Origin of the sequence: Burkholderia humptydooensis (assembly GCF_001513745.1) — a bacterium.
Taxonomy (GTDB): domain Bacteria; phylum Pseudomonadota; class Gammaproteobacteria; order Burkholderiales; family Burkholderiaceae; genus Burkholderia; species Burkholderia humptydooensis.
The window spans coordinates 174,985-188,790 of sequence record NZ_CP013382.1; the positions used below are offsets into that span (position 1 = coordinate 174,985).

11 protein-coding genes are annotated in these 13,806 nt (G+C 68.0%); 9 read left to right on the forward strand and 2 right to left on the reverse strand.

All coding sequences use genetic code 11. From position 1 onward, the window contains the following. Positions 1–24 precede the first annotated feature (24 nt). The 8 genes from AQ610_RS20230 (at position 25) to AQ610_RS20265 (ending at position 10,754) form a co-directional block, all read left to right on the forward strand. Positions 25–2,313 carry a type VI secretion system Vgr family protein gene (locus AQ610_RS20230; RefSeq protein ID WP_006029719.1) on the forward strand — a complete coding sequence of 763 codons (2,289 nt, stop codon included), beginning with the start codon at positions 25–27 and terminating at the stop codon, positions 2,311–2,313. A gap of 31 nt (positions 2,314–2,344) precedes the next feature. Then, the gene (locus AQ610_RS20235; protein ID WP_009914160.1) at positions 2,345–4,822 is read left to right on the forward strand and encodes a DUF2169 family type VI secretion system accessory protein; all 2,478 of its coding nucleotides are present in this window, start codon (positions 2,345–2,347) and stop codon (positions 4,820–4,822) included. After that, the gene (locus AQ610_RS20240) at positions 4,819–5,901 is read left to right on the forward strand and encodes a pentapeptide repeat-containing protein (protein ID WP_006029718.1); all 1,083 of its coding nucleotides are present in this window, start codon (positions 4,819–4,821) and stop codon (positions 5,899–5,901) included. The genes AQ610_RS20235 and AQ610_RS20240 overlap by 4 nt, the downstream gene beginning before the upstream one ends. Positions 5,902–5,972: 71 nt before the next feature. Continuing rightward, complete coding sequence (locus AQ610_RS20245; protein ID WP_006029717.1) at positions 5,973–6,632, forward strand: DUF3540 domain-containing protein; 660 nt, start codon at positions 5,973–5,975, stop codon at positions 6,630–6,632. Between the two features lie 13 nt (positions 6,633–6,645). Beyond that, a complete protein-coding gene (locus AQ610_RS20250; RefSeq protein ID WP_043283388.1) occupies positions 6,646–7,026 on the forward strand; it encodes a PAAR-like domain-containing protein in 381 nt (126 codons plus the stop codon). Positions 7,027–7,569: 543 nt separating this feature from the next. Continuing rightward, positions 7,570–8,658, forward strand: coding sequence for a pyruvate dehydrogenase (acetyl-transferring) E1 component subunit alpha (pdhA, locus tag AQ610_RS20255; RefSeq protein ID WP_009914162.1), 1,089 nt, complete (start codon positions 7,570–7,572; stop codon positions 8,656–8,658). After that, a complete protein-coding gene (locus AQ610_RS20260) occupies positions 8,651–9,631 on the forward strand; it encodes an alpha-ketoacid dehydrogenase subunit beta (RefSeq protein WP_009914163.1) in 981 nt (326 codons plus the stop codon). The genes pdhA and AQ610_RS20260 overlap by 8 nt, the downstream gene beginning before the upstream one ends. A 4-nt stretch (positions 9,632–9,635) precedes the next feature. Then, the gene (locus AQ610_RS20265) at positions 9,636–10,754 is read left to right on the forward strand and encodes a dihydrolipoamide acetyltransferase family protein (protein WP_006029713.1); all 1,119 of its coding nucleotides are present in this window, start codon (positions 9,636–9,638) and stop codon (positions 10,752–10,754) included. A 35-nt stretch (positions 10,755–10,789) separates the two neighbouring features. Here the strand turns inward: AQ610_RS20265 and AQ610_RS20270 are convergent, their stop codons facing one another. Next, complete coding sequence (locus AQ610_RS20270) at positions 10,790–11,683, reverse strand: LysR family transcriptional regulator (protein WP_015603287.1); 894 nt, start codon at positions 11,681–11,683, stop codon at positions 10,790–10,792. A gap of 91 nt (positions 11,684–11,774) precedes the next feature. Between AQ610_RS20270 and AQ610_RS20275 the strand changes: the two genes are divergently transcribed. Continuing rightward, positions 11,775–12,551: an NAD(P)H-dependent oxidoreductase gene (locus AQ610_RS20275; protein WP_006029711.1), complete on the forward strand. Its 777-nt coding sequence runs from the start codon at positions 11,775–11,777 to the stop codon at positions 12,549–12,551. Positions 12,552–12,648: 97 nt separating this feature from the next. Here AQ610_RS20275 and AQ610_RS20280 read toward each other — a convergent pair whose 3' ends face one another. Continuing rightward, positions 12,649–13,794, reverse strand: a complete 1,146-nt coding sequence (locus tag AQ610_RS20280; protein WP_006029710.1) for an alpha-hydroxy acid oxidase — start codon at positions 13,792–13,794, stop codon at positions 12,649–12,651. Positions 13,795–13,806: the final 12 nt, after the last annotated feature.

Consider the following 13,806-nt stretch of genomic DNA (forward strand, 5'->3'; position numbering starts at 1 on the left):
ATACCGTTTGTGGAGAGATCAGCCATGCCGAATTTTTCCGCCGCCCGTACCGTGTCGGTGAGCGGCCCCGCCGTGCCGATGTCGCCCGCCGGCGAACCCGCGCTCGAACTGAGCGCGATCCGCGGCAACGAGACGCTGTCGGAGATCTATTCGTACACGCTCGATTGCCTGACGCCGCCGGACCCGATGCTCACCGGCGAGCGGGCCGCGAATCTCGATCTGAAGGCGATGATCGGCAAGGCGCTGACCGTGACCGTCCGGCTCGAAGGCATGGGCTCGTTCGTGCCCGGCATGCCGGGCATGGCGGGCGCGGCCAACATCGGCCAGGGCAGGCGCGAGATCAGCGGCATCGTGACGGGCGCGCGCTTCGAGGGCCAGTTGAACCGGCAGTGCCGCTACCGGCTCACGATGCGGCCGTGGATCTATCTGGCCGACCAGCGATCGGACTACCGGATCTTCCAGAACCGGAGCGTTGACGAGATCGTCGACGAAGTGCTGAACGCGTATTCGTACTCGTACGACAAGCGCCTGAGCGGCCGGTATCCGAAGCTCGGCTACCAGGTGCAATACGGCGAGACCGATTTCGCGTTCATCCAGCGGCTGATGCAGGAGCACGGCATCTACTGGTTCTTCGAGCATTCGAACAAGGTGCACCGGATGGTGCTTGTCGATCATCTGGGCGCGCACAAGCCGGTGGAGAGCGTTGCGTACCGCACGCTGCGCTATTACCCGCCCGGACACAAGATCGACGCCGAATACATCGACACGTTCGGCACCGAGGAGCGCATCCAGCCGGGCCGCTGGACGACGGACGATTTCGATTTCGAGAAGCCGAACGCGGACCTCGGCGTCGAGAACGCGCTGCCGCGGGACACCGCGCATAACGAGCTTGAACGTTACGAGTGGCCCGGCGACTACACGGACCGCGAGCACGGCGAGCACTTCGCGCGCGTGCGGATGGAGGAAGTGCGCGCACGGGGCGAGCGCGCGTCGGGCGGCGGCAATGTGCGCGACATCGTGTGCGGCACGACGTTCGCGCTCGAAGGCTGTCCGCACGCGAGCGCGAACCGCGAGTATCTGGTGCTCGGCGCGACGTTCACGGCGACGGAGACGGGCGGCGCGTCGGGCCCCGGCGAATACCGGATCAATACGTCGTTCGTCGCGCAGCCGGCGACCACCGCGTTCCGGCCGGCGCGCACGGTGCGCAAGCCGCGCACGCGCGGGCCGCAGACGGCGATCGTGACCGGCCCGCGCGGGCAGGACATCTGGACGGACCAGTACGGCCGCGTGAAGCTGAAGTTCCATTGGGACCGCTCGCCCGTCGACGACCAGAATTCGTCGTGCTGGGTGCGCGTTTCGTATGCGTGGTCGGGCAACAACTACGGCGGCGTCAACGTTCCGCGCGTGGGCTCGGAAGTGATCGTCGATTTCGAGCACGGCGATCCGGATCGGCCGCTCGTGACGGGGCAGGTGTATAACGCGCTGCACATGCCGCCGTGGCGGTTGCCGGAGAACGCGACGCAAAGCGGCTTCATGACGCGCTCGCCGGCCGGCAGCGGCGAGAACGCGAACATGCTGCGCTTCGAGGACAAGGCGGGCGCGGAGCAGGTCAAGCTGCACGCGGAGCGCAATTACGATGTGTCGGTCGAGCGGGACGCGACGACCACCGTCGGACGCAAGCATCTGACGCTCGTCGGCGTGGACCTGATGCCGGTGATGTCGACGCGATCGCCGCTGGATCGGTTGATCGATCTGCTGCGCACGGGCGGCGCGGCGAGCCCGGCTTCGACGGGGCGGCAGGCGGCCGCCCGCGAGCACCCGTTGCCGCAACAGCGGCAGCCTTATCAGCAATTGAAGCGGCAGCGCCAGATGCAGCGCGCGGGCGGGTTTCAGGCGCTCGCGGCGAACGTGGCGATGGCGTTGCAGCAGATCGTCGCGGTGCTCACGGACCCGTTCACGACCGCATCGGTGAGCACCGTGCAGGGGGCTTCGACGTCGGTCGTGTTCGGCGATGCGAAAGGCGTGCACGTTGGAGACACCGTCACGGTCACGAGCGGGAATGCGCATTCGGAGGTCAACGGAACGGCGTCGTCGAAAGACGTGAACAGCGTCTCGCTGAAAGGCACGGCGACCAGTCTCACGGGAATCAGCACTTCTGAAACCGGTGCGAGCATCAACACGACGGGGCTCTATGTCGCAACGAACGGCGCGAGCGTGACGACGACCGGATTCAGCGCAGCCGAAACGGTCGTGCAGATCGCCAACAAGACGCAGGAATGCGAATTCATCAAGGGCATCAAGATCTCGATGTGAACGCGCACGCGCGCGAACGCCACCGCACCCCATGAAAATCGTCAAACCACTTGCAATCAGCCCGCTGACCCGCGTTTACCGGATGCACGGCCAAGAGCATCTCGGCGTCGCCGCGCTGATGGTCGCGACGCTCGGCGACGAGCCGAAACTGCTGGCCGAAGCGGAGCTCTGGCGTCTGGCCGGCGACGAGCTGCGCGGCTACACGCTCGACATGGCGTTGCCGAAGGCGTGCCCGGAATTTCTCGTGTCCGGATACGCGTATGGAAGGTATGCGAACGATTCGGACGCCGGCGCGTGCGAAGTGGGGATTCGCATCGCCGGCGTCGAGAAGCGGCTGCGCGTATCTGGCGACAGGCAATGGGCCGGCGCGCGCATCACCGCGCCGCAGCCTTTCGAGCGGCTGCCGATCGATTGGGATCGCGCCTACGGCGGCGCGGATTGCGCGGACAACCCGCGAGGCCGCGGCGCGCACGCGCGGGAGGGCGCGCCGCGCGATCTGCCGAACATCGAATACGCGCACAGCCCGATGCGCTTCCCGGACGAGCGACCCACGCCCGCCGGCTTTTGTCCGATCGAAGCGACGTGGCCCGAGCGCGCGGCCCTGTACGGCGAGCTCGATCAGCAATGGCGGGAAGAGGATTGCCCGGGTTTCCCGCGCACGCTCGATCCGCGCTACTTCAACATCGCGCCGAGCGATCAGCAACTGCCCGGGCGAGTGGAATTCCCGGACGGCGCGACCTATGCGCTGACGCACCTGCACCCGGAGCGCGCGCGGCTCGCCGGCAGCCTGCCCGCGCTGCGGGCGAGATCGTTCGTGGTCCGCAACGGCAGCGACATGCCCGAGGAAATTCCGATGCGATTGACGACCGCCTGGTTCGTTCCGCATCGCGAGCGCGTGCTGCTGATCTATCACGGCGTCACGGTCGTCCGCGCGTTCGATGCGAGCGACGTGCAAACGGTGCTGTTCGGCGCGGATGCGAGCGGGCACGCGAGGCCGCTCGATTGGTATCGGCAGGTGATCGAGTGGCGCACGCGGCACGACAAGGCGGCGCTGTACGCGCTGCGCGATCAGGATCTGTTGCCCGAGCACGCTCTGCCGCCCGATGTTCCGGCGATGGCCGATGCGATGCCGCAGAGCGTGAGGCAACGGCAGCTTCGGGAGCGGCTGAGCGTCTTTCCGGACGCCCCGCAAGCGCAGACGCCGAGCCCCGGCCGACTGGCCGAGTTCGTCGAGCGTCAGGAGGCGCTTGCCGACGAGAAGCGCGCCGCGCTGGAGGCCATGCGGCACGAACTGGCGACCAGCGAGGTGTTTTCGGCCGGGCGGCGGCGCGGTCCGCCGGCCCGCACGGCGCCCGTCGAAGAGGATGGCGCGCGGCATGCGGGCGCTTCGTCCGATCCGCCCGGCATCCGGCAAATCCAGCGCGATGCGGACGAACGTCTTCGCGAGCTGTATCGGCGGTCCGCGCAACATCAGGACGCGCCGGCCCGGCTGAACGGCGCGGCCGCGCAATCGCGCCGCGAATTCGTCGCGGCCGCCGCCGCCGCGGGGCGATCGCTGGAAGGCGTCGATCTGACGGGCGCGGATCTCTCCGGAATGGACTTGCGCGGCGCGCGGCTGGCCGGCGCGATGCTCGAAAACGCCGATCTGAGCGGCGCCGATCTGACGGGCGCGGTGCTGTCGCGCGCGGTGCTCGTGCGCGCCAACCTGGCACGGACGAAGCTCGTCGACGCGGACCTGACGGCGGCCAATCTTTCGCTCGCGGGCTGCGAGCAGACGGACTTCTCCGGCGCCGATTCGAGCGACGGCATTTTCGAGCGCGTGCACTTGCGAGACTGCCGCTTCAACGGCGGCTTGCTGGCGAACACGCGCTTCGACGCGTGCCGCTTCGATGCCGTCGATTTCGGTCACGCCGTGCTGCGCGATCTGATCTTCATCGAGCAATCGTTCGACAGCGTGAGCTTCTCGGATGCGACGATCCGGAAGATGCTGCTGATGAACTGCCCGCTTGCCGACGTGCGGTTCTCGTCGGCGAGCATCGACGGATTCGGGATCGTCGGCGCACAGGCGAGCGGCCAGCTTCGCTTCGATCGCGCGAGCATGAGCAAGGCGTGTTTCGTCGCGCACTGCGACATCGGGCGTGCCGATTTCTCGTTCGCGACGCTGACGGAAGTCAATTTTCGCGAAGCGCGGCTCGGTGAAGCGAGCTTTCGCGGCGCGCGCATCGGCAGTTGCGATTTCACCGACGCGTGCCTGCGCGCAGCCGATTTCCGCGGCGCGAAAGCGCAGGGCAGTCATTTCGTGCGCGCCGATTTCACGCGAGCCGATCTTCGGGACACCGATCTGATCGCCGCCTATCTGCGCGGCGCGACGCTGGACGGCGCGGATCTGCGGCGGGCCAACCTGTTTCGCGCGAACCTCTCGCAGATCCTGGCCGATGCCGAGACGCGCTGGGAAGACGCCTACCTCGGCCGGGCGGTGCGGTTTCCGCTCGCGCAGGTGCGCACATGAGCACGCGCGCGGCGCAGTTGCTCGACGAGATTCGTCGCGGCCACGCGATCCGCGACGTCGCGATCGAGTCGGCCCGCCTCGACGGGCACGACTGGTCGGGCGGCGTATTCGAGCGCGTCCGGTTCATCGGCGTCTCGATGCAGCGCGTGCGGCTCGGCGAAGCCGTTTTCAGCGAATGCCTGTTTCGCGATGTCGACATGCGGCATGCGGACTTGTCGCGATGCACGTTCGACAAGTGCCGGCTCGAACGCGTCGATCTTTCGGAAAGCGAACTTCACGAGTGCATGATGCATTCGACTCACGCGGCCGGCGCGAACTTTTCCGGTGCGCGCGCGAGCGGTTTCCATTGCGTGAAGAGCGACATCGGCGAGTGCCGGTTCGATGGCGCGCGGATCGAATCCTCGGTGTTCAGCGACACGCGGCTCGCGCGCGCCGACTTCACGCGGGCGGTCGTGCGCAAGGCGGTCTTCTATCAGCTCGATCTGACGTCGGCTGTTCTCGCCGATGCGACGTTCGACGACGCCGTTTTTGCCGAAGCGAATTTGGCCGGCCAGCGTTTGCGCGGCCAACGGATGCATCGCTGCCAGTTCGTCGGCGCGGATCTTCGCGATGTCGATTTCACCGGCGCGAGCCTTGCCTGCTGCAATTTTCAGCGCGCCAGGCTGGCGGGGGCGCGACTGGACGACGCCGATGCGCCGGATACCGTTTTCTTCGAGGCCGACGCCGCCGGCGCGATGTGCCGCCGCGCTGCGCTGCGCGGCAGCATCTGGGTTCAGGCCGATGCGCGGCGCGCCGATTTCACCGGCTCGGCGCTGGACGGGGCGGTGTTTCAGCGCGCGACGTGCACGGGCGCGCGCTTTTCGCGGACGAACCTCGAGGGAGTGGATTTTTCGTACGCGGATCTGACCGAGGCCGTGTTCGACGAAGCCGGCTTCGCGCGGACGGCGTTTCATGGCGCGACGGCGCCCGACATCGCATGGCGCGATCATCCGGGCGCCGTCGCGTGCGATCCGGAATTGTCGGCGGCGCAGGCGTGGTCGCGGCAAAGGGATGAGCAAGGGCGGCGTGAGGACCGTTGAGCGCGGTGCGGACGTGGCGCCGGGCGCATCGGCGCGTTGTTATTCAGTCATTCGAAATAGAAGGAAAGAGGATGAGCACAATCGAAGCGGAAGCGGATATCCACGGCCAGTCGTCCGCGCGGGACAAGGCGGGCACCGTGGTCGGCGCGCTGCCGGATGGCGTGTATGTGGTCGCATGCGGCGGCGTGAAGATGCGTTGCCGGCGCGCGTTTAGCTGTCTTGTCGAGCCGCGGATCGGCGATCGCGTCGTCGTGTCCGGCGCGGACAGCCGATGCGTCTACGTGACGGCGATTCTGGAGCGGCCGAATGCGCACGGCGTGCATCTGCGCGTCGACGGCGACCTCGTGCTGGATGCCACGCGGGACGTATGCCTGAAGAGCGGCGATGCGCTTCGCGTCGCGAGCCGCGAGCAAGTGTCGATCGAGACGCAACGGCTGACGATGTCGGCGCAACAGGCGTCGCTGTCTTCCGACGAGACGACGCTGACGAGCGCGGCGCTCGACGGCCGGCTCGGCAAGGTCCGTCTGATCGGCCGGCTGCTGGAGACGGTAATGGATCACGTCGCGCAATCGTGCCGAAGCAGTTTTCGCTCGGTGGAAACCGTCGAGCATCTTCGCGCGTCGCATATCGATCACGCCGCGACCGAAAGCATGCGTCTGCATGCGAAGCACACGCTGCTCACGGCAGAGAAGCTGTCGAAGATCGACGCCGCGCAGATCCATCTGGGTTAGGAGGAAGACGTTCATGGTGATGGTGAATTCGAGTGCAGGAGGCATGAACATGGCGACGAGCGTCAACCTGACGCCGCCGGGCGTGCCCGTCCCCTATCCGAACCGCGCGTCGCGCGCGAACGCGATTCCGAACGTCAGCCATATCTTCGTGGGCGGCGGGCCGGTTCACAACGTCGCGACGATCATTCCGTCGTCGAGCGGCGACAGCGGCGGATCGATGGGCGGCGTCGCGTCGCAAACCGTGTCCGGAAACTCGCGCAACCCGCAGGGCGCGCCGAAAACGCTGGTTGCCGGCATGCCGGTCACACGGATGACCGATCCGACGCAGCAGAACAACGACAATACGACCGGCTCGGGCAGCTCGCCGAGCCAGACGATCGTGCTGAATCTGTGATGCGCGCGGGCAGCGTTTGCGCGAAAGCGCGGAAAGCGCCATCTTCGGCGTGCGGCGATCGTGAATCCGCCGGAAAAAAGCGCGGCGCGGCGGATTTTCCGCGCCGATCTGACCAAAATTAACAGACGTTTCGCGCGGAATCGTCTAACTTTTAAGTCGGAAAGGCCATTCGACGTCCTGCCTTTTCCGATCTCAAGAAAATGCAGCAATCGGCCCATGTTGTGTTGCTGATCGACCTGCCGCACCGCATCATGAATGTCGCGGCGCGGCGGGTCAATTTTTCCGGTTGACTGCTTCGCCGGTCACTTCATCCGATTCGGCGCGAGCGCGCGCCTGCCGATCCCGCCGCCGACCCGCGTGCAAACCCCTGCCTTTGCCGCCGATCCCATTGCCTAAAATCCAGTTACGCACAAGACGATGCCGATCGCATTGACGCGAACGCATCCGGCGGCGCGGAAAAGCAACGAGCGAGCCGGCCAGCCGGTGGACATGGCGCGGCGTTCGATCGATGGTTCGGCATCCAGAAAAACAGGGAGACCCGCGATGACCACGGTCGCCAGCTTCGATATCGATTACACGCAATACCTCGGCCCGGACGGCGAGCCGGTCCAGCCGCTGCCCGCGTTCGCGCAGGACGCGGCCGCGCTGCTGCCGCTCTACCGCGCGATGGTGCTCACGCGCGCGTTCGACACGAAAGCGGTCGCGCTGCAGCGCACCGGCAAGATCGGCACGTTCGCGTCGTCGATCGGGCAAGAGGCGATCGGCGTGGGCGTCGCGAGTGCGATGCGCGCCGACGACGTGCTGTTTCCGTCGTATCGCGATCACGCCGCGCAATTCCTGCGCGGCGTGACGATGACGGAAAGCCTGCTGTATTGGGGCGGCGACGAGCGCGGCAGCGATTTCACGGCCGCGCGGCTGGATTTTCCGAATTGCGTGCCGATCGCCACGCAGGTGTGCCATGCGGCGGGCGCCGCTTATGCGTTCGCGCTGCGCGGCGAAGCGCGCGTCGCCGTGGCCGTGCTCGGCGACGGCGGCACGTCGAAGGGCGATTTCTACGAAGCGATGAACCTCGCGGGCGCGTGGCGCGTGCCGCTCGTCATCGTTGTCAACAACAACCAGTGGGCGATCTCGATGCCGCGCGCGCGGCAGACCGCCGCGCGCACGCTCGCGCAAAAGGCGATCGCCGCCGGCATCGAAGGGCGGCAGATCGACGGCAACGATATCGTCGCCGTGCGGCAGGCCGTTGGCGAAGCGATCGAAAACGCGCGGCGCGGCGGCGGCCCGGCGCTCGTCGAGGCGCTCAGCTATCGGCTCGGCGATCACACGACGGCGGACGACGCGACGCGCTATCGCGATGCCGACGCGCTCGGCAAGCAATGGGCGTTCGAGCCGCTGCTGCGGCTGCGCAAGCATCTGATGCGTCGCAACGTATGGGACGACGCGCAGGACGAAGCGTTCGGCAAGGCGTGCTACGCGCAGGTCGAGGAAGCGGTGCGCGCCTATCTCGCGGTGCCGCAGCCGGCCGCGTCGGCGATGTTCGATCATCTGTACGCGAGCCTGCCGCACGCGATGCAGGAACAGTTGGCGACGGCGCTCGCGTTTGCGCCGGCCGCGGAGAATCATCATGGCTGACCTGAATCTGGTCGAAGCCGTGAATCTGGCGCTCGCGTACGAGCTCGCGCACGATCCGTCCGTCGTGCTGCTCGGCGAGGACATCGGCGTGAACGGCGGCGTGTTTCGCGCGACCGTCGATTTGCAGGCGCGCTTCGGCGCGCAGCGCGTGATCGACACGCCGCTCGCGGAAACGGCGATCGCGGGCGCCGCGATCGGCATGGCGGCGATGGGGCTCAAGCCCGTCGCCGAGATCCAGTTCACAGGCTTCGTCTATCCGGCGATCGATCATGTGCTCAATCATGCGTCGCGGCTGCGCCATCGCACGCGCGGCCGGTTGTCGTGCCCGCTCGTGATCCGCGCGCCGTGCGGCGCCGGCATTCACGCGCCCGAGCATCATTCGGAGAGCCCCGAGGCGATGTTCGCGCACATCCCGGGCCTGCGCGTCGTGATTCCGTCGACGCCCGCGCGCGCCTACGGGCTGCTGCTCGCGGCGATACGCGATCCGGACCCGGTGATGTTCTTCGAGCCGTCGCGGCTGTATCGGCTGTTCAGGCAGCCCGTCGAGGACAACGGCGAAGCGCTGCCGCTCGATACGTGCTTCACGCTGCGCGACGGCGCCGACGTCACGCTCGTCAGTTGGGGCGCCGCGCTGCAGGACGCGCAGGCGGCCGCCGATCAGATCGCGCAGGAGGGCGTGATGGCCGAAGTGATCGACGTCGCGACGCTCAAGCCGCTCGACGCCGACACGATCGTCGCATCGGTATCGAAGACGGGGCGCTGCGTGATCGTTCACGAGGCGCCGCGCACCGCGGGCTTCGGCGCTGAGATCGCCGCGCTCGTCGCCGAGCGTTGTCTCTATTCGCTGCTCGCGCCCGTGCAGCGCGTGACGGGCTACGACGTCGTCGTGCCCCTCTTCAGGCTCGAAAGCCAGTACGTGCCGAGCGTCGCGCGGATCGTCGATGCGGTCAGGAAAACGCTGGAGGCAGCGTAACGACATGAAGATCTTCAAATTGCCCGATCTCGGCGAAGGCCTGCAGGAAGCGGAGATCGTCGAATGGCACGTCAAGGCGGGCGACACGATCGACGCGGACCGGCCGCTCGTGTCCGTCGAAACCGCGAAGGCGATCGTCGAGATTCCGTCGCCGCAATCCGGCCGCGTCGCGAAGCTGTTCGGGCAGCCGGGCGACATCGTTCATCTCGGCGCGCCGCTCGCCGCGTTCGAAGGCGACGCCGACGAGGCGGATGCGGGGACGGTCGTCGGCCACATGACGGTTGGCGAGCACGTCGTGCAGGAGCCGCCCACGGCGCTCGGCGCGGGAGCCGGCGGGCGCGGCGCGGGCGCGGTCAAGGCGATCCCGGCGGTGCGCGCGCTCGCGCGCAAGCTCGACGTCGATCTGGCGATGGTGACGCCGTCCGGCGCGGACGGCGTGATCACCGCGGCGGACGTGCAGCGCGTCGCGAAGGTGCTGGCCGAGCTCGGGCCGCCCGAGGTGCTGCGCGGCGTGCGGCGCGCGATGGCGCAGAACATGGCGCGCGCGCAGAGCGAGGTGGCCGCGGCGACCGTGATCGACGACGCCGACATCCACGCGTGGCCCGCGGGCACGGACGTGACGATGCGCCTCATCCGCGCGCTCGTCGCCGGCTGCCGCGCGGAGCCGGGGCTCAACGCATGGTTCGACGGGCAGGCGGGGCGCCGGCACGTCGTCGCGAAGATCGACGTGGGCATCGCGGTCGATCTGCCGGACGGCCTCTTCGTGCCGGTGCTGCGCGACGTCGCGCATCGCGACGCCGCCGACCTGCGCCACGGGCTCGACCGGATGCGCGCCGACATCCGCGCGCGCAGGATTCCGCCCGACGAGCTGCGCGGCAACACGATCACGCTGTCGAACTTCGGGATGATCGCCGGCAAGTACGCGGCGCCCGTCGTCGTGCCGCCGACCGTCGCGATTCTCGGCGCGGGGCGCGTGCACGACGCGGTCGTCGCGGTGGCCGGCGCGCCGGCCGTGCATCGCATGCTGCCGCTCAGCCTCACGTTCGATCATCGCGTCGTCACGGGCGGAGAGGCCGCGCGCTTTCTCGCGGCGGCGATCGCGGATCTGCAACTCGCGCAATAGCGGCGGCGAGCGCGTGCGCGCGAAACCGAAGCGCGTCACACCGAAGCCGCGACATGCTCGCGCAGCCACTGATGCGCGGGATCGCGATGCGAGCGTTCGTGCCAGAGCATCGCCATCTGGAAGCCGGGCACGTCGATCGGCGGCTCGACGACTTGTAGCGCGCGGCTGTCGCGAACGAGCCGCGACGGCATCATCGCGACGAGATCGCTGTTCGCGACGGCCGACATCATGAACAGAAAGTGCGGCACGGACAGCACGACGCGCCGCGCGAGGCCGACCTTCGCGAGCGCATGATCGGTGATCCCCTGAAAGCCGCCGCCGTCCGGCGACACGATCACGTGATCGAGCCTGCAGAACTGCGCGAGCGTCGGCCGCCGCTTCAGCCGCGGATGGCCGGCGCGCCCGACGAGCACGTATCGCTCGGTGAAGAGCGCGCGGTGGCGCAGATTGCCGGGCGCGCATTCGGTGATGTGGAACGCGAGGTCGATGTCGCCTTGCTCGGCCTGCTTCGCGATGCGCGACGGCACCGTCTCGACGACGGCGAGCCGCGTGCCGGGCGCGGCCGCGCGCAAGCCGGCCAACGCGGGCAGCACGACCGTCGATTCGCTGTAGTCGGACGCGGCGACGCGCCACGTGTGAACGGCCGCGGCGGGATCGAACGGCGCGCCCGGCGACACCGCGCGCCCGAGCGCTTCGAGCGCGCGGCGCAGCGGCTCGCGCAATTCGTCGGCGCGCGCGGTGGGCCGCATGCCGCGCGGCCCGGGCAGCAGCAACGGATCGCCGAAGATGTCTCTCAGCTTCGCGAGATGGATGCTGACCGACGGCTGCGACAGGTTCAGCCGCTCGGCCGCGCGCGTCACGTTGTGCTCCGACAGCAGCGCGTCGAGCGTGATCAGCAGGTTGAGATCCAGCCGCTTGAGATTGTTCATCGCAATACCTGGAATATCAGAAATCAATTTCCAATATACCTGAGCGGCCACTATCCTGCGGTCACTGCTCCAGACAATCGCGAGTGCCGACATGAACGTCTTGCTGGTCTATGCCCATCCCGAACCGAAATCGCTGAACGGATCGCTCAGGAACTTCGCGGTCAAGCGCCTCAAGGACGCCGGACACACGGTTCAGGTGTCCGATCTGTACGCGATGCAGTGGAAGGCCGCGCTCGACGCCGACGACAACACCGGGCGCCAGCCCGATGCGCGCTTCGACCCGTCGCTCGACTCGAAGCATGCGTTCGAGAACGGCACGCAGGCGGCCGACATCGCGCGCGAGCAGGACAAGCTGCGCTGGGCCGATGCGCTCGTCCTGCAGTTTCCGCTGTGGTGGTTCTCGATGCCGGCGATCCTGAAGGGCTGGGTCGAGCGCGTGTACGCGTTCGGCTTCGCCTACGGCGTCGGCGAGCACTCGGACACGCACTGGGGCGATCGGTACGGCGAGGGCTCGATGAAGGGCAAGCGCGCGATGCTGATCGTGACGACGGGCGGCTGGGAATCGCATTACGGGCCGCGCGGGATCAACGGGCCGATCGGCGACGTGCTGTACCCGATCCATCACGGCATCCTGTATTACCCCGGCTTCGACGTGCTGCCGCCGTTCCTCGTGCATCGGACGAGCCGCATCGACGAAGCGCGCTTCGCGGCGATCTGCGATTCGCTCGGGCAGCGCCTCGACGATCTATGGAAGACCGCGCCGATATCGTTTCGTCCGCAGAATGCCGGCGATTACGAGATTCCGCAGCTCACGCTGCGGGACGACGTCGCGCCGGATCGGTCGGGGTTTGCCGCGCATATCGCGTAATGCGCGGCGCGCGGCGGCGATGCCGCAACGCCGTCGCGCACAGCGGGCGTGCGGCGCTGCCTGAAACGTGCGAGCGTCCGCGCGGAAGCGGATCGAATCAGAGCCGCCGCGCGAGCATGCCGGCATTCGCGGATCGAATGTCGGTGCAGCCGCACAGCGCCATCGTCGTATCGAGCTCGCGCGCGATGAGCTCGAGGCTGCGCAGCGCGCCTTCCTCGCCGAGCGCGGCGACGCCGTAGAGGAACGCGCGGCCGATCATCGTGCCGCGCGCGCCGAGCGCGACCGCCTTCAGCACGTCCTGGCCCGTTCGCACGCCGCCGTCGAGCCACACTTCGACGCGCTTGCCGGCCGCCTCGACGATGGCCGGCAGCGCCTCGACCGACGACATCGCGCCGTCCAGTTGACGGCCGCCGTGGTTCGACACGACGATCGCGTCCGCGCCCGCATCGGCCGCGCGGATCGCATCGTCCGGATCGAGCACGCCCTTGACGATCAGCTTGCCGCTCCACCGCTGCCGGACCCATTCGACGTCGCGCCAGCCGATCGCCGGATCGAACTGCTCGCGGGTCCACGAATCGAGCGACGACATGTCGGTCACGCCCTTCACGTGCCCGACGATGTTGCCGAAATGGCGGCGGCGCGTGCGTGCCATGCCGATGCACCAGCGCGGCTTGCGCATCATGTCGAGCAGGTTTGGCAGCGTGATGCGCGGCGGCGTCGAGAGGCCGTTCTTCACGTCCTTGTGCCGCTGGCCGGCCACCTGCAAATCCATCGTCAGCACGAGCGCGGGGCAGCCCGCCGCGCTCGCGCGCCCGATCAGCCGCTCGATGAACGCGCGGTCGCGCATCATGTAGAGCTGGAACCAGAACGGGCCGCTCGCGTGCGCCACGATGTCCTCGATCGAGCAGATGCTCATCGTCGACAGCGTGAACGGCACGCCGAAGCGCCGCGCGGCGCGCGCGGCGAGGATCTCGCCGTCGGCGCGCATCATGCCGACGAGGCCCGTCGGCGCGAGCGCGACCGGCATCGCGACGTCCTGTCCCGCCATCGTCGTGCGCAGGTTGCGATCCGAGATGTCGACGCCGACCCGCTGGCGCAGCTTGATCTTCTGGAAGTCCGCTTCGTTCGCGCGATACGTCGATTCCGTGTAGGAGCCCGTATCGACATAGTCGTAGAACATCCGCGGGATGCGTTTTTTCGCGAGAACGCGAAGATCTTCGATGCAGGTGATCGGGACGGACATGGGCGACTCCGG